Here is a 15,544-nt window from a genome sequence, read left to right as displayed (position 1 = left end):
TTATACACCTGCTCCCTTATTAAGAGTAAACTGTTTGCCATCCCATACCGCCATCAACGTTCCTCCTGGCGGTACGCTTTCGGTTTGCCAGTATGTCGAGGAATCCCCCCGCAGCCATCTGCTCTGAAACCACCGGATCGGTCCGCCGTGGCTGACAATGATGATGGTCTCGTTAGAACGGGTTTTAGCAAAAGTCTGCTCAACCCATTCATCCACACGCTGACCTAGCTCGCACAGCGTCTCGCCTTCCGGCGGGGCGATTTCAAACGGGTTTTTGTACCAACGTTCCAAAAAAGCCCGATTCCTGCTGCTCATGACTTCCTCGTACGTTTTACCATCCCATTGTCCGAAATCCAGCTCACGCAACCGGGAATCGAGCTCCGGCTCCAGCCCAAGAATTCGGCCAACAACCTTCGCTGTTTCCACGCATCTACCTAAATCACTCGTATACAGACGTGCAGCTTTCGCCTCACCAAGCAACTCTGCAGCAAGAGAAACCTGCTCTTGGCCTTTTTCAGTCAATGCTGAATCTAGATGTCCTAGATAACAACGGCGAGCATTGGCCTCCGTCTCCCCATGCCTAAGCCAAATCCCTCTCACATTTCAATACCCATCACTGCCGATACGCCTTCCCCGTAATAGTGTTTAACCGGATTCATCTCCGTAACCAGGTCTGCGATCTCCACGACTTCCGGTTGTGCGTTCCTGCCGGTAAGAACCAAATGCATCCCTTGCGGGCGGTTACGGATCACACCCAACACATCGCTTAGTGGAAGAACATCATCAATCGGGAAAGTGCTGATCGCCAGAGCATTATTGATCTCATCCAGTATAATCAGGTCATGCTCCCCTTTCATGATACATTCCTTAGCGTATGCCCAGGCAGTTCTCAGCGCCTCTCGGTGCTCCTCCGGCGTCTTTAGCCACGTAAATCCTATGCCCATCTGATGGATTCCAATACCCAGCTTGTCGAAAACAATCTTCTCCCCATATGTCCGCTGAGGAGATTTGATAAACTGAATAATCAGTACCTTAAACCCTCGGCCGACAGCGCGAACCGCTAACCCTATCGCTGCCGTTGTCTTCCCCTTGCCATCTCCCGTGTACACTAACGTCAGTCCTCGTTCTTTGCTTGGCTTGCTCATTTCTCATCCTCACCCTTCTCTTGATCAGCTTGCTTTGTCCGATCTATGATCTGATAGAGCCGCTCCATATTCACATATTGCCGAAAATGGTCCGCCAGACGGTCGAAGGATTGCTCCCTGAGCCCATAATAGGATATCTCGCTCTCAGATATCGGCATGCCCTTCCCTCTGCGAACCTCATTCAACCACTGGTGCCGGAAACGATCATTATGAAAAATACCGTGAATATACGTGCCCCATAACAATCCATCCTCAGAGATCGCACCATCCGAGTGATAGGATTCGAGCTGGTCCGGCAACCGGTTCAGACGAATGTGAAAAGGATGCGCGACAGGCTCCAGGAAGGAGGTCCTTCCCATATGAATCTCGTAGCCTTCTACGGTCATCCCGTTCTCGCAGAAGCCCTGGGCAACCATACCTGTGATTTGCTCTGTTCTCTTGTCCTTCGTAAAGACCGTCTTCATCGGAAAGAAACCAAGTCCATCAAGCTCCGGAACATTAGATTCGACGTTGTGCGGGTCAAGCAAGCTTCGCCCCATCATCTGATAACCCGCGCAAATTCCCGTTAATCTTCCCCCATCTTTCATATGGCTCTGAATCTTCTGCTCCATACCGGATGCCCTTAGAAAAAGCAGATCCTCCACCGTGTTCTTGCTGCCGGGCAGAATGACAACATCTGGATTCCCCCACTCCTTAACCGTACGAATGAATCGCACACCGACACCTTGCTCTTCAAGCAGCGGATCGAAATCGGTAAAATTAGAGATGCGGGGCAAGCGGATAACCGCGATATCCAATATCGCCTCGGAATGACCTTCCAGCACTCCCTTCCTCCTATCGAGCGATGCAGAATCCTCATCCTCCAAAGATAGGTTGTCTAGGTAAGGGACGACCCCAAGCACAGGCTTGTTGACTTTCTTCTCCAGCCACTCTACGCCGGGTGTTAGAAGAGATACATCACCGCGAAACTTATTAATGATGATGCCTTGAACACGATCCCTCTCATCCGGCTCCAGAATTTCCATTGTCCCGACGATGGAGGCGAACACGCCTCCTCGATCGATGTCCGCGATCAGAATGACAGGGGCATCCGCCCAAGCCGCGAGCCGCATATTCACGATATCGCGATCCTTCAGATTTACCTCCGCAGGGCTTCCCGCTCCTTCGATCACAACAACCTCGTACTTCTCTCTCAGCCTGAACAGCGCTTCCTTCACGATCAGCTCGGCATGGGGAAGATACTGCTCCCGGTATTCCCTTGCTCCCAAATCTCCGAACGGCTTGCCGTGAACGACGACCTGGGAAACCATATCCTTCTTCGGCTTGAGCAGAATCGGGTTCATATCCGTCGTCGCTGCAATCCCGCACGCATCCGCCTGCATGCCTTGCGCTCGCCCGATTTCTTTGCCATCAGGCGTGACATAGGAATTAAGCGACATGTTCTGTGATTTGAATGGGGCAACCGCTTGTCCGTCTTGTTTTAAGATGCGGCATAACGCGGCGGTAAGCAGACTCTTGCCAACGTCGGAAGCCGTCCCCTGAAGCATGATGGTTTGTGCATGTTGTTTACCTGTCGGCATTGCAGGAAACGAAGCTGCCGTTACTTCCATCGATTCAGCTGTCACGTCGTCAAACACTCCTTCAGCTCCTTCAACAAGCGTTCATTTTCCTGCCGAAGACGAATGGCAAGGCGGAAGTAAGATTGATCCAGTCCTTTGAACAACGAAGCATCCCGAATCATGATACCTCTCTCAGCCATCGCCTTTTGCAATTGCCGGACATTATGGCCAGTTTGCTCAGGGAGGGCTGCCAACAAGAAATTGACATTGCTCGGAAATACGTTTAGCCCTAACGCTCGCAGTTCCTCGATAAGCCACGGGCGCTCCTCAAGCAGCCATGCTCTTGTACGCTCTGCATAGGCATGCTCATCCAGCACCGCTTCCCCAATCATCTGAGCAAGGAAATTAACGCTCCATTGTGTCTGCCTATCCTTCAACCGGCCAATCAAATCCGGATGCGCGACCAGGAAGCCAAGGCGAATACCAGGAATGGCATAGAACTTCGTCATCGAGCGGATAACTTGAATCTGCTCCGATTCGGACGCTAGCCTCATATAAGAGTGCTCGCTTTCGTCTGGGAGGAAATCCATAAACGCTTCATCCAGAATGATTTTCGCGCCGGAATCACGCAGCTCGTTCAGCACAGGAGCTGGAATCAATCGCCCTGTCGGGTTATTAGGATGGCCTAGGAAAACCGTGCGGGAAGAGAATCCTTGCAAATCGTTAAGCTCAAACTGTTGATCCGCGCGCAAAGGGATATCTTTAATCCGACCGCCTGCTTTATGCACGGCTTCCTCGTATTCCGAGAACGAAGGACGCGCTAGAACAGTTTCTTCCGGTTGAATCACTTGGACAACAAGGTCAATGAGCTCGGCAGCGCCATTGCCTACGAGAATACTCTCAACCGGAATCTGATAAACCTCGGATAGCTTGTTGCGCAAACGACGGACCGCTGGATCTGGATAACGCGCAATGTCTCGCCAATGCTCCTTCATGAGGTGCCCAACGATATCCGGAGGTCCCCATGGATTCATGTTCGAGCTATAATCCAGCCAGCTTTCCACCGGTCGACCATAAGCCTCCGCAGCCGTCCACAAATCCCCGCCATGTCCATAACGTTCAAGTCTCATCGGTTCACACTCCTATCCCAAGTTGTAAGCATATCCTGCAAGCGCGGCTAACAAGCCCAGCTCAATGCATTCGTTAAGCGCACCATATACATCGCCGGTAAGACCGCCAAGTTTACGAGAGACTGCCGAAGCGACCCCTGCTCCAATCCCATAGGTGACGAGCGCCATGGAGAGGAGCACAATCCCCGCTTCCGCCGTACTCCAGCTCCCGAGGGGGAAAATAATTGCAGTCGATATTATAGCGGCACCTATTCCAGAAATAAAAGCATGCTTCCAGCCCACAGAGCGGTATAACGCTCCCAGCCCCTGTCCCTTCCTCGCATAAGGCCAACCGGCAATGGCCGTGACCATGAAGCTCCGACTCCAAACCGGAATAAGCTGGAGCAGCAGCAACCATTCAAGGTTCCGATCCTCAAGCAGAGAGATGACTAGCGCTGTCTTGAGCAGAACATAGAAGACACACACGATAACTCCCATGGCTCCCACCCGGCTATCCTTCATAATCTCCAGCATCCGTTCTCTTGAACGGTGGCTAAGCAACCCATCCGCCAGATCCATCAAGCCATCCAAGTGGAGCGCTCCAGACAGCGAGGTCCACAACGCGACAAGAATAATTCCGCAAATAAAAACAGGAAATACCGAGTCAAGCAAGCTCCCCGCGATAGAGACAATAACGCCAATCAACAATCCCGCGAAAGGATAGAAAATAACGCTTCTGCGAAAATGGTCATCCGTATATGTAAAGGTATAAGGTAATGGAATGCGGGTTAGAAACTGAATAGCCGCAACGAATGCCTGTACCCAATCCCTTATAGCCATCCGCAAGCTGCGCATAACAATCCCCCCATTACGAGATAACTGACTCCGTATAACAGCCGAACCGTATGAACAATGTCCTCCTTAACGATCGGTCGGTTAGGCCAACCAAGCCTTGCTCTCTCACTCGCCACTCCTCCATATCGGTTCAAGCCCCCAAGCTCAATACCGAGACCGCCTGCCACGGCTGCTTCCGGTATACCGCTATTCGGACTCGGATGGAGATGGGCAAAGGCGCGCACTGCTTTCCAAGCTTGAACAGGCGATGCATAGCGATAGGGGATGGACACAAGAATAAGAAGCCACCCCGTCACCCTAGCCGGAATCCAATTCAGCACATCGTCAAGTCGGGCAGAAGCCCATCCAAAATGCACGTATTTGGCATTACGGTATCCGACCATAGAATCGAGTGTGTTAGTTGCCCGATAGAGCATTGCCAGCGGAGCCGCACCGAGCAGAGCATAGAACAACGGTGAGATCACAGCGTCAACCGTATTCTCCGCAACGGTTTCCACCGTGGCTCTGGACAGCTCCGAAGCATCCAGCTCCCCCGTATCCCGACCGACGATATATCCCGTATACTTGCGGGCTTCGGTGAGATCTCCTTGGCTCAAAGGCTCGTAAACCAGCATGGCTGCATCCTTCAGCCCTTTGATCGCGATTGTTGTGGAAATCAGCCACGTATTCACGGCATACACCGCCCAAGGGTGCACCCACGAGGCAGCTGCGCTTAAACCCCACACCAACGTGAAGCTAGAAAGGGTAACAATGAGCATCATAAGGATGCCATTTCGCCGCTTGGCCTGCCCAGGCAATAGCCGCTTTTCCAAATAGCTGATCCAGCTCCCGATGAAGATGACAGGATGAGGCAGCCATTTCGGGTCTCCGATCAACCAATCCAACACAATAGCACCAATGAGCATGAACAGTACTTCCGGCAAGGAAAAGAAAATCAAAGCATTCACCCATTCCTATCGCCAAACTTAAACTCTCTGCTTTTCATCTCCATAGGAATGCCTGCCGTGACCAGGAAAACCTGCTGGCTGATCGCAGCAATACGTTGATTCATCACACCTGCGAGATCCCTGAACTGTCGGCCCAGTGCATATTCGGGTACAATTCCGTCGCCGACCTCATTGGTCACCAGGATGATAGTGCCGGATAAAGCAGACAACGTCCGTATTAACTCATCGATCTTGTTCCAAACCAGGCCTTCCGGTTCTTTCTCTTTCTCATAGGAGATGAGCCAGTTCGATAACCATAACGTCAAACAATCCACTAGAACTACCTTGTCGTTATCTATCGCGCCCAGTATACCGCTAAGATCATAAGGCACCTCTGCCGTCTCCCAAGCAAATCCCGAATGCTCTCTTCGTTCCAAATGCCTTCGAACTCTTGTCCGCATTTCCTCATCATAGATATGTGCTGTCGCGATGTACTTGCCTTCAGACCCCAGATGGGCTGCGTAGCGTTCGGCGAAGGTGCTTTTCCCGCTCCTCGCTCCACCCGTTACCAATACAACCATCAGTCCGGGCTCCTTTCCCGCGAAATGCCGGCGCCATCGAAGGTAGCCATCTCGTTCATAATTAGAACGGCTGCGTCAATCAGATTGAAGATCAGCGCTGCGCCGGTGCCTTCCCCTAGACGCATCTTCAGATCCATCATGGGCTCTAGGCCAAGCTGTTCGAGCAGCAGACGATGTCCGTTCTCATGGGAGATATGGGATGGAATCATATATTCACGAGAAAGCGGAGCTAGCCGAACGGCGATCAGTGCAGCGATCGAGGCTATGAAGCCGTCAATGACAACCGGACAGCCATGAACGGCAGCCCCCAGAATAACGCCAACTAGTCCCGCAATCTCAAGCCCGCCTAGCTTACTCAGCGCATCCAGCGGATCGCTCGGATCTGGGCTGTTCACCTCGATCGCCTTTTTTACCGTGTCCTGCTTCCGCTTCAACCCGTTATCATCGATGCCTGTGCCTCGCCCAACCGCTAGTTCAACGTCGATTCCTGTGAGTACGGATAACAGTGCCGCGCTAGGTGTCGTGTTCCCGATTCCCATCTCGCCGGTCGCGAATAACTGGTATCCCTTCTGGACTAGCTCTTCTACGATTGAGATTCCATGGCTCATCGAAGCAATCGCTTCCTCACGACTCATGGCTTCTCCGCGCGCGATATTCCCTGTCCCTCTCCTCACCTTGCGTGAAAGGAGAGCTTCATGCTCCATATCCGCATTCACGCCAATATCTACGCAAATAACATCGGCCCCTGCTTGGCGAGACAGCACGTTAATCGCCGCTCCGCCATTAAGAAAATTCATCACCATCTGCGGGGTGACTTCCTGCGGAAATGCGCTAACCCCTTCCTCGCATACGCCGTGATCCGCTGCCATAACAACAACTGCTTTTTTCATTACAGTCAGAGGAAGTACTCCCGTAATACCAGCCAATTGAACAGCGAGTTCCTCCAATCTGCCCAAGCTTCCCGGCGGTTTCGTTAAAGTATCTAAATAACGCAGCGCCTCATTCCGAGTCGCCTCACTAGGGATTTGAATTCTTTCAATTGTCTGATCTACCTTATTCAATGAAAGACCCTCCTTGCTGAAGAATAATTTGCGGTAACTGGTGAACCGGATGCTCGACGATAATCGGAGTTGTTCCGTATACCTGCTCGATAAGCTCGCTCCGCATAATATCCGCCGGAGTCCCAAGACAGACGGTCCTCCCCTTATGGATCATCAGCATCCGGTCACAATAGATCGAAGCTAGGTTTAGATCGTGAAGCACGGCAACAACCGTCATTTTCTCTTCGGTCTGCCACGCCTTAATCCGATCCATCATCTGAATCTGATAACCAATGTCCAGGTAGGTAGTAGGCTCGTCCAATAAGAGCAACTTTGGCTGTTGAGCCATTACTTTGCCAAGTGCAACCCGTTGTCTCTCTCCTCCGCTAAGAAATTGCAGGGATCGGTCTTGTAATTCAACCAGTCGAAGCTTATGCAGAATGATGTCTACAATTGCGGCCTGATTGCCCTTCTCTTCTCCCAGCCAGTTCTGATAGGGATATCTCCCCATCTCGACGACCTCCTTCACCGTGAAGTTTACCGGAGGTAACGATTCTTGCTGCAGCACAGCCACGGATCGGGACAATTGCTTGCGCGTATATCTCTCAACCGGTTTACCTTCAAGCAGGATTTCACCAGAGCTCGACCTCTCAATGCCCGATAACAGCTTAAGCAGCGTCGACTTCCCGCTTCCATTGGGTCCTAGGATGCCGAAAAACTCCCCTTTGCCTACGGAGAACTGAATTTCCTCTAACACCTTTGCATCCTCGTAGGATTTATAGAGTTGATGGACCTGCAGCATGTCTCTACGCCCCCAATTTTTTCTTGTTTTTGCGGAGCAAATAGGCGAAGAACGGCGCACCCAGAAAAGCTGTAATAACACCCAGCGGAATTTCCGTTGGACTTAGCAGCATACGGGCAAGCGAATCGGCCCAGAGCACATAAATTCCGCCGAATATAGCCGTGATAGGAAGCAACAATCGATAATCGGGACCTACCATTAACCGCACCAAATGAGGAACAACAAGTCCGACAAATCCAATGGTTCCGGCTACGGATACAGCAGCTGCCGTTATTAATGTAGACACGATAAGAACAACAAGCCTTGTTCTTGCTATATTTACACCCAGATGCTCAGCCTGGCGTTCGCCAAGAGAAAACAAATTCAAGGTTCTGCCATAGGATAAGAGCACCACAAGTCCGACGATCAGATAAGGGACGAGCATAAATGTAAAGGACCAGCCCCGCATAGACAGACTGCCCATTAGCCAGTACACGATTTCATTGATGACCTTGTCGGACAGGGATACCATAAAGGAAACCATCGAACCAAGGAACGCTTGAACGACTACGCCGGATAGAATTAGGGTTTCCAGCTGGAGCTTGCCATGAATTCGGGCTAGCCGGAGCACGATGATCAAGCTTAATATCCCAGTCCCAAAAGCTACAATCGGGATCGTCCATTGCCCAAGCAAAGCGATTTGTAAGCCGAACAGGATTATGAAAGCAGCACCCACCGCAGAGCCTGAGGCTACGCCTAATGTATAGGGATCAGCAAGAGGATTGCGAAGCACGCCTTGAAAGCCTGCGCCGGCAAGAGATAGGCAAGCACCTATCAGAATAGCTAAGAGAACGCGCGGCAATCGAACCTTCAGGATGATTTGTTCGGAAGAAATCGGCCAATCCGCCGTAACCCAATCCCCGACAAGCGGCAGCTGGTGCCACAAGATGCCCCATACCTGAGCAAGCGGCAGCCGAGCGGTACCCATCGACAAACTCACGACAACGGAAAGAAGGAGGAGCGCTATGCCTGCTCCTCCCCAGAATATGATTTTCCTACTCACTCTTCGCCAATCCTGGATAGATACCTTCCGAAAGCTGCTTCAACGCTTCTGTTATACGAGGTCCCGGTCTAGAAAGGATATCCCCGTCCAAACCGACCAATTGCTTGTCTGCGATTGCCTTGATTTTATCCCATCCGCTGCGTCCTTGAATGAGGTCCTCCAATTTCTTGCCGCTCTTCTCATCCGTAATGTTCAGCGTATAAATAATGACGTCAGGATTATCCGCAATGATCTTCTCTTCATTGATCGGATTCCAGCCTTCTAGGTCGGAAGCAATGTTAATACCCCCTGCCAGCGTGATCAGCTCATCCATGAATTCGCCTTTACCGACAGTCCAACCCGGAGAGAATTCAATATAAACCTTCTTCTTATCTTCCGGTTTTATAGTCGCCGCTGCTTCTGTAACCTTACGGACGTCTTCTCTCATCTGCGCGACGAGAGCTTCTGCTGCAACTTGCTTATTGTTGATTTGTCCGAATAACAGAATGTTCCCCAGTACATCTTCTATGTTCTTAGGCTCTGTCTTAACCAGCTTCAAGCCCAGAGAACGGAATTCCTCAACTGCAGTATCTTTAATGGAGATCCCCGAGATGACGAGATCCGGCGTTAAGGAGATGATTGCTTCCACGTTCGGCTCCGACACTCCGCCTACCTTCTGCTTTTCAAGAACTTCTGGAGGGTAGTTGTCATAATCCGATACGCCTACAACCTTGTCGCCAAGTCCTAGCGCGAACAGAATCTCCGTCTCCGATACAGATGTCGACACGATTCTCTCAGGTGCCTTATCGAAGATGAATTCCGTACCTGTGGCATCCTTTACCGTTAGCGGGTAAGCTGTTTGTTTCTCGGTTGCTTCAATTGCTGGCGTCTCACTTTCGGCTGCACTCTCGACCGCTGCAATGCTGGCAGTTGGGCTAGCGCTTGGGCTTCCCGCCGAATTATTCTCCTTACCGCAACCTGCTACAACGATTGCCAACAATAGCGTCAATCCTAATAACCAATAACTTTTCATTGTTCTTCTTCCCCTCGATGTAGTTTGTAGAGAAGGGCTTGAACGATCAAATCTCTTTACCGGCAGAGCGCCATTTAACGAGAAAAACCCCTTGTCTCCACTAGGAAACAAGGGGTCAGCAGATCAGGGGGAATTCAAAAGTTGCAGATTGAATCTATTAAATATCCTGATTCGGCCAGTCCTTTTCCGCGAAGGATGTTCGTTGGCGAAGCCGAGTAGGCAGGTTTCCTGGCTTACGGGTTAGATGACTTCCTCTCCTTCCCATTCCTTGCGGAACAGTGGACTTGCGAGGTTATCCCCGATATACAGTGGCGGGACCGCGCCGGATTTACACCGGCTTCCCTTTTAACCTTCCGCACAAATCGTGCAAAAGGCACCTACAGGCTGTAAATTATTCAATTGGTCAAGCGAATATCTCTTCTTGCATTATAGTTTAATCGTATTAAAAAGAGAAGCGGGGGTTATCAGATGTTTTCTGGTTATGATATTAATCCCTTTCATCCTCCGGAAAAATCTGACCAAGATCGACGGATAAGCAAGGAACAGTGGGTGAACCGATCAAGTCACCTTCAGTCAACGTTGCCGCAAGGCGATAACCGCTTTTCTCTAGCACGAATTGATCTACTGTTTGATATCCGGGATCAATGAGCCAAAACTCCTTAACTCCGAATCTTTCATATAATGCTTTCTTGATCGTCTTGTCTCTTTTTCCTGTGCTTTTCGATAGAATTTCCACCAAAAGCTCTGGAACGCCGAATACAAAACCATCGCGGATAATGTTAAGGTTATCCTTGGCGATAAAGATCAAATCCGGCTGCACGATATTTTCCGTATCGAAATGAACATCCATAGGAGCTAATAGGATCTCGCCATCATAGCGGCAACCGCCGTGAATGGAGATGTATAAATTAGTTAATATCTTCTGATGCACATACTTAGGAGAAGATAGAAAATCATAACGGACCCCCCCCTATGATCTCGTAACGCTCCGGCGTTTCGTAATCGCTTTGCTGCTCCTTGACTTTCGATGATCGGTCGGTCGTTTGACGCGGCTTGGACGAACTCAAGATAATCACTCCTTCTCCCAGCAGTCCCTTAATGTTAATATTATACTCCATCTTATTGAGGATTTCAGCGATATGATATGTTAATCTAGACTTAACCTCAAAGCTAGTAGGTGCAAAATAATGAAAACTTTTCTGCAAATGAATACGATATTCCTAAGTATGATCATGGAGGCTATTCCTTTCGTATTGCTAGGTGTATTGATCTCCGGCTTCATTCAATCCTTCATCACAGAACGTTGGATTGCCCGCATTATGCCCAGGAACCGATTCCTCGCCTCCTTGTTTGGGTGCAGTGCTGGGATATTGTTCCCTTCCTGCGAATGCGGCATTGTGCCGATTACCCGTCGCCTGCTGAACAAAGGAGTGCCTCTTAACGCGGGTATCGCTTTTATGCTCACGGGTCCGATCGTCAACCCGATCGTTTTATTTTCCACGTTTATTGCTTTCGGCAATGATTGGAGAGTCGTGGCTATTCGGGCCGGAATGGCGTTCGTTGTTGCCCTGGTCGTGTCGATGTCGATAGCCCTTTTGTTCCCGGTGCTTCCTCTTAAAATGGCGGATTCGGAGCAGCAGATTGCCGCAGCCTTGGAGCAACCCGCGGCACCTGTCAATCGCAAACCTGTCATCCCTAGGCTGGGGTCGGTGCTCATGCATGCAATCGAGGAGTTCTTCTCCGTTGGCAAATATCTGGTACTTGGAGCGTTCATTGCAGCTTGTATGCAAACATTCATTCCGACATCATCCTTGCTAAGTCTCGGCAGCAATCCGGTAATGGCTTCCCTCGTCATGATGGGTCTGGCTTTTACGATGTCGCTGTGCTCGGAAGCGGATGCTTTCATCGCTTCATCCTTCCGTAGCACCTTCTCGATGGGGGCCTTGTCCGCTTTCCTTGTCTTCGGGCCGATGATCGATATTAAGAATACCTTGATGCTGCTAGGCTCGTTCCGAGGGAAATTCGTCGTTGTGCTCATTGCTCTTGTCACCGTCACCACGCTGATCGGATCTTTAATTGTTGGGAGGTTGGTCGGATGATTCGGTTCTACATTATGATTGGCTTTGCCCTTATGTTTGCGCTCATACACTCTAAAGGTGAACTGAACAAATACATTAATACTAAATACGCCTATCTTTCGATTAGCGCTATCGTGATTCTATCATTACTAAGCATCGTCGAGATTGTGAGATTGTATCGCCTTGAACAAGCGGAGAAGAGAGCCAATAGTCTTGATCGCCACCATGAGCACCATAATTCTTCGCATGACCATGACCATGATCATACTCATGATGCGCATGATGACCACGGCCATTCTCATGGTTCAAAGTCCGCTTTCAGGCGCACGATCGGTTACCTGATCCTTAGCTTCCCAATCATCACAGGAATCTTCCTGCCCGTGCAGACGCTCGATTCAAGCTTTGTGAAAGCCAAGGGCTTTTCCTTCCCAGGCATGGATAGCGCCATATCGGAAGATAATCCGGGCCAGCATCAATTTCTGAAGCCAGACTCTAGCGTGTTCTACGGAGCAGATGGCTACGAAATGATCAAGAACAAAGAACTCTCCGAATTTATGAAACCTGGAGCTATCGACCTTAACGATCAGAATTATATGAAAGGCATGGAGGTCATCTACAATTTTCCCGGCGATTTTATGGGGAGAACGATATCCTTCGATGGTTTTGCCTATAAGGGCGAGCAGGTCGATGGCGAGCATTACTTCATCTTCCGGTTCGGCTTCATTCACTGCGCGGCGGATTCGGGCGTTTTCGGGATGCTGGTTGATTTTCCGAAGGGGACCGTCCTTAAAGATGACGAATGGGTACACGTGACGGGAAAGCTCTCTTCAGAGCTCTATCAACCGTTCAAGCAGACGATTCCCGTGCTCAAGGTTACCTCATGGGAGTCGATCCCCGTGCCTGAGGATCCTTACGTATATCGTATTTATTAATAGAGGAGGACTTTATCTTGCTATTAGATAACATAACCGTACTCGACTTCGAGACGAGCGGATTGGATCCGACACGCGATCGTGTCATCGAGATGGCCGCCATACGATGTTATGGCGGGGAGATTGTAAGCCAGTTTAATACGCTTGTCCGCTTTGACGGCGTCCTCCCTGCCAAAATAACCGAGATAACAGGAATCACTTCCGATGAGCTGGTGAACGGAATGGACGAGGAGACCGCCTTCCGGATCCTGAACCGGATTATCGGGGATAGTATCATCGTTGCACATAACGCTATGTTCGACCTGAGCTTTCTACATAATGCTTTACTGAGACTGGCGAATCGGTCCTTCACTAATTCCTTTCTCGATACATTAACCATCTGTCGAAACCGCCATCCCTATCCCCATAACCTGAAGGACATGTGCAGCCGTTACCTCATCGAGCTTGAAGGCGCACATCGTTCGCTTAACGATGTCTATGCTTGCTGGAAGCTGATAGAGAAAATGAACGAGGAGCAGAGCGTAGAGAGTGACTTGAACGTGCTTGGTTATATGAAAAAATACGGAACACCCAAGTGGTATCCCCAGCATGCGAGTGTTGTTCCAGTTGAAATTAAGTATGCGTAATCTCAAATAAATTTTGGGCCACCCCCCAAAATTTACCTATCCTTTCGAATATTTGTAGTGAACTCTCCTATATCACGAAAGGTAGGTTAAATCGTATGAAGAAAACCCAATTTGCAATACTATCATTTTTGGCACTATCACTCGTAGCTGCGAATACGGCTATGGCAAAGTCGGAGAACAATAAGCTCGTATCCGCATCCACTTCCGCATCTGTATCCGTATCCGCAGAGAAAAAGACCGGCCTTGAGAACGCCTTGGAACATGTCAAAAATCCGAAAGCCAGAGCGGCGATCAAACGTGCGCTGGAAAAGAAGAAGCTTAAAGAAAAAGAAAAGCAGCCAGAGGTTAAAACCGACGAACAAATCGTAGCATCAGATAAAGCTGCACTTGCCATTGGATTCGGCGGAAGCGACACGTTATCCAGCGTAACGCAGGCATTGAAGTTGGCAATAACGGGGAAATACGGCTCCACGATCACATGGACCTCCAGCAATACGGCTGTGATCTCCAACGATGGAAAGACGGTAGTTCCTTCGACTAACAGTGATGTCAAAGTCTTATTGACAGCAACGATTACAAAAAACAATATTACGACAACGAAAGTGTTCGAAGTTACTGTTAAAGCAAAGCTCACCGACGCGCAAATCGTAATAGCCGACAAAGCTGCACTTGCCATAGGATTCGGTGGAAGCGACGATACCAGCTTTGTCACTTCACCGCTGACGCTCCCGGCGAAAGGCGCTAACGGGTCTGTCATTTCGTGGATTTCCAGTAACCCGGCCATTATCTCCAATGACGGAAAGACCGTAATCCGTCCGGTTATCGGTCAAGGGGATGCTGTGGTTACCATGATTGCAAGGATAAAAAGCAACGGTGTTACGGATACCAAATTGTTTACGCTAGTCGTAAAACAACAACTTAACGATGCGGATAAAGTAGCGGCCGATAAAGCCGCTCTGTCGATTACCTTCACGGAAGGCGAATCAGCGGGCAGCGTAACCTCCAAGCTGACGCTGCCAACGTTAGGAGTTAACGGGTCGACAATCACATGGGTGTCCAGCGCTCCTGCCGCTATTTCTAATGACGGGAAGACTGTAACTCGTCCAGCTGCTGGACAAGGCGATATTTACGTAACTCTAATCGCTACGATCACAAGCAACGGTGTATCGGATTTGAAAACGTTCAGCGTAGTCGTCAAGCAACAGCTTACCGACGCTCAGAAAATGGCTGCGGACAAAGCGGCGCTCCAAATCGGATTTAGCGGAACCGATACCTCCGGAAGCGTGACCTTAAAGCTTTCGTTACCAGTCGTTGGCGTGAATGGTTCCACGATCGTCTGGTACAGCAGCAATACCGCAATTATCGCCGACAACGGGACGGTCATTCGTCCAGCGGCTGGAACCGGCGACAAGACGGTGACTTTATCTGCCGTTATCATCAGCAATGCTTCCGTCGATACGAAAGCATTCACGGTTACGGTAAAGCAATTACCTTAATGAAAATATCGCGAATAATTGAAAACAAATAGAGGGATGTCCCATAAGAGTATGATCTTATGGGACACCCCTCTATTTGTTATACATTCTCTAAATTAGCAAGACCCCTATATTAAACTTGAGGCTACTACCAAGTTGTTTAAGTAGCGGCAAAACTACCAGAAATTCAATCCCAATAGCTCATTAAAGATCAACTAGTAGCGCAAGTGCTACTAATAACCCCCATGTACCCCGAATTAGGTTTTTGGCGTCAAATTAGTGGTATGAAAGCAAGTAAATCATGATTTATCGGTTGAACCCTTGATATTAGAAGCACTTTTACCCCAAATTCTCTAAGACAC

General features: G+C 49.7%; 17 protein-coding genes and 1 riboswitch. Of the genes, 4 read left to right on the top strand and 13 right to left on the bottom strand.

The window, feature by feature from the left end:
* The 13 genes from ACESLK_RS02140 to ACESLK_RS02080 all read right to left on the bottom strand — a co-directional run bounded on the left by ACESLK_RS02140 (nt 1) and on the right by ACESLK_RS02080 (nt 11,189).
* Entirely contained in the window at nt 1–600 is a 600-nt protein-coding gene (locus ACESLK_RS02140; protein ID WP_372661527.1) for a histidine phosphatase family protein, read from the bottom strand.
* Nucleotides 597–1,145: a cob(I)yrinic acid a,c-diamide adenosyltransferase gene (cobO, locus tag ACESLK_RS02135; protein ID WP_372661524.1), complete on the bottom strand. Its 549-nt coding sequence runs from the start codon at nt 1,143–1,145 to the stop codon at nt 597–599. The genes ACESLK_RS02140 and cobO overlap by 4 nt, the downstream gene beginning before the upstream one ends.
* Complete coding sequence (locus tag ACESLK_RS02130; protein ID WP_372661521.1) at nt 1,142–2,782, bottom strand: cobyric acid synthase; 1,641 nt, start codon at nt 2,780–2,782, stop codon at nt 1,142–1,144. The genes cobO and ACESLK_RS02130 overlap by 4 nt, the downstream gene beginning before the upstream one ends.
* Complete coding sequence (gene cobD / locus ACESLK_RS02125) at nt 2,767–3,834, bottom strand: threonine-phosphate decarboxylase CobD (protein WP_372661518.1); 1,068 nt, start codon at nt 3,832–3,834, stop codon at nt 2,767–2,769. Before cobD ends, ACESLK_RS02130 begins: the two co-directional genes overlap by 16 nt.
* 12 nt (nt 3,835–3,846) lie before the next feature.
* Complete coding sequence (gene cobS / locus ACESLK_RS02120) at nt 3,847–4,668, bottom strand: adenosylcobinamide-GDP ribazoletransferase (protein WP_372661515.1); 822 nt, start codon at nt 4,666–4,668, stop codon at nt 3,847–3,849.
* Complete coding sequence (gene cbiB / locus ACESLK_RS02115; RefSeq protein ID WP_372662118.1) at nt 4,644–5,606, bottom strand: adenosylcobinamide-phosphate synthase CbiB; 963 nt, start codon at nt 5,604–5,606, stop codon at nt 4,644–4,646. The genes cobS and cbiB overlap by 25 nt, the downstream gene beginning before the upstream one ends.
* 5 nt (nt 5,607–5,611) lie before the next feature.
* Nucleotides 5,612–6,175 (bottom strand): bifunctional adenosylcobinamide kinase/adenosylcobinamide-phosphate guanylyltransferase, encoded by a 564-nt coding sequence (gene cobU / locus ACESLK_RS02110; RefSeq protein WP_372661512.1) that lies wholly within the window; start codon nt 6,173–6,175, stop codon nt 5,612–5,614.
* Nucleotides 6,175–7,236: a nicotinate-nucleotide--dimethylbenzimidazole phosphoribosyltransferase gene (gene cobT, locus ACESLK_RS02105; protein ID WP_372661509.1), complete on the bottom strand. Its 1,062-nt coding sequence runs from the start codon at nt 7,234–7,236 to the stop codon at nt 6,175–6,177. Before cobT ends, cobU begins: the two co-directional genes overlap by 1 nt.
* Complete coding sequence (locus ACESLK_RS02100; protein ID WP_372661506.1) at nt 7,229–8,017, bottom strand: ABC transporter ATP-binding protein; 789 nt, start codon at nt 8,015–8,017, stop codon at nt 7,229–7,231. The genes cobT and ACESLK_RS02100 overlap by 8 nt, the downstream gene beginning before the upstream one ends.
* 4 nt (nt 8,018–8,021) lie before the next feature.
* Complete coding sequence (locus ACESLK_RS02095) at nt 8,022–9,059, bottom strand: FecCD family ABC transporter permease (RefSeq protein WP_372661503.1); 1,038 nt, start codon at nt 9,057–9,059, stop codon at nt 8,022–8,024.
* A complete protein-coding gene (locus tag ACESLK_RS02090) occupies nt 9,052–10,071 on the bottom strand; it encodes an ABC transporter substrate-binding protein (protein ID WP_372661500.1) in 1,020 nt (339 codons plus the stop codon). Before ACESLK_RS02090 ends, ACESLK_RS02095 begins: the two co-directional genes overlap by 8 nt.
* Before the next feature lie 201 nt (nt 10,072–10,272).
* A riboswitch (cobalamin riboswitch) is annotated at nt 10,273–10,467 on the bottom strand.
* Nucleotides 10,468–10,558: 91 nt separating this feature from the next.
* Nucleotides 10,559–11,002: a Uma2 family endonuclease gene (locus tag ACESLK_RS02085; RefSeq protein WP_372661497.1), complete on the bottom strand. Its 444-nt coding sequence runs from the start codon at nt 11,000–11,002 to the stop codon at nt 10,559–10,561.
* Between the two features lie 22 nt (nt 11,003–11,024).
* Nucleotides 11,025–11,189 carry a hypothetical protein gene (locus ACESLK_RS02080; protein ID WP_372661494.1) on the bottom strand — a complete coding sequence of 55 codons (165 nt, stop codon included), beginning with the start codon at nt 11,187–11,189 and terminating at the stop codon, nt 11,025–11,027.
* A gap of 69 nt (nt 11,190–11,258) precedes the next feature.
* On the opposite strand from ACESLK_RS02080, the gene ACESLK_RS02075 reads away from it, so the two are divergent.
* The 4 genes from ACESLK_RS02075 (at nt 11,259) to ACESLK_RS02060 (ending at nt 15,203) form a co-directional block, all read left to right on the top strand.
* Nucleotides 11,259–12,170, top strand: coding sequence for a permease (locus ACESLK_RS02075; protein ID WP_372661491.1), 912 nt, complete (start codon nt 11,259–11,261; stop codon nt 12,168–12,170).
* Nucleotides 12,167–13,081 (top strand): TIGR03943 family putative permease subunit, encoded by a 915-nt coding sequence (locus ACESLK_RS02070; RefSeq protein ID WP_372661488.1) that lies wholly within the window; start codon nt 12,167–12,169, stop codon nt 13,079–13,081. Before ACESLK_RS02075 ends, ACESLK_RS02070 begins: the two co-directional genes overlap by 4 nt.
* Nucleotides 13,082–13,098: 17 nt before the next feature.
* Nucleotides 13,099–13,707: a 3'-5' exonuclease gene (locus ACESLK_RS02065; RefSeq protein ID WP_372661486.1), complete on the top strand. Its 609-nt coding sequence runs from the start codon at nt 13,099–13,101 to the stop codon at nt 13,705–13,707.
* A gap of 161 nt (nt 13,708–13,868) precedes the next feature.
* Complete coding sequence (locus tag ACESLK_RS02060; RefSeq protein WP_372661483.1) at nt 13,869–15,203, top strand: immunoglobulin-like domain-containing protein; 1,335 nt, start codon at nt 13,869–13,871, stop codon at nt 15,201–15,203.
* Nucleotides 15,204–15,544: the final 341 nt, after the last annotated feature.

This window comes from Cohnella sp. (genome assembly GCF_041640265.1).
GTDB lineage: Bacteria > Bacillota > Bacilli > Paenibacillales > Paenibacillaceae > Cohnella.
Note: the sequence above shows the minus strand (reverse complement) of the source record. Positions and strands in the feature narration are given on the sequence as shown.

What these genes read in the sequence shown, in the direction of transcription:
- cobO (WP_372661524.1), bottom strand. Translation starts at nt 1,145, where the DNA reads ATGAGCAAGCCAAGCAAAGAACGAGGACTGACGTTAGTGTACACGGGA.
- cobD (WP_372661518.1), bottom strand. Translation starts at nt 3,834, where the DNA reads ATGAGACTTGAACGTTATGGACATGGCGGGGATTTGTGGACGGCTGCG.
- cobS (WP_372661515.1), bottom strand. Translation starts at nt 4,668, where the DNA reads ATGCGCAGCTTGCGGATGGCTATAAGGGATTGGGTACAGGCATTCGTT.
- cobU (WP_372661512.1), bottom strand. Translation starts at nt 6,175, where the DNA reads ATGGTTGTATTGGTAACGGGTGGAGCGAGGAGCGGGAAAAGCACCTTC.
- ACESLK_RS02100 (WP_372661506.1), bottom strand. Translation starts at nt 8,017, where the DNA reads ATGCTGCAGGTCCATCAACTCTATAAATCCTACGAGGATGCAAAGGTG.
- ACESLK_RS02090 (WP_372661500.1), bottom strand. Translation starts at nt 10,071, where the DNA reads ATGAAAAGTTATTGGTTATTAGGATTGACGCTATTGTTGGCAATCGTT.
- ACESLK_RS02080 (WP_372661494.1), bottom strand. Translation starts at nt 11,189, where the DNA reads ATGGAGTATAATATTAACATTAAGGGACTGCTGGGAGAAGGAGTGATT.
- ACESLK_RS02075 (WP_372661491.1), top strand. Translation starts at nt 11,259, where the DNA reads ATGAAAACTTTTCTGCAAATGAATACGATATTCCTAAGTATGATCATG.
- ACESLK_RS02070 (WP_372661488.1), top strand. Translation starts at nt 12,167, where the DNA reads ATGATTCGGTTCTACATTATGATTGGCTTTGCCCTTATGTTTGCGCTC.
- ACESLK_RS02060 (WP_372661483.1), top strand. Translation starts at nt 13,869, where the DNA reads ATGGCAAAGTCGGAGAACAATAAGCTCGTATCCGCATCCACTTCCGCA.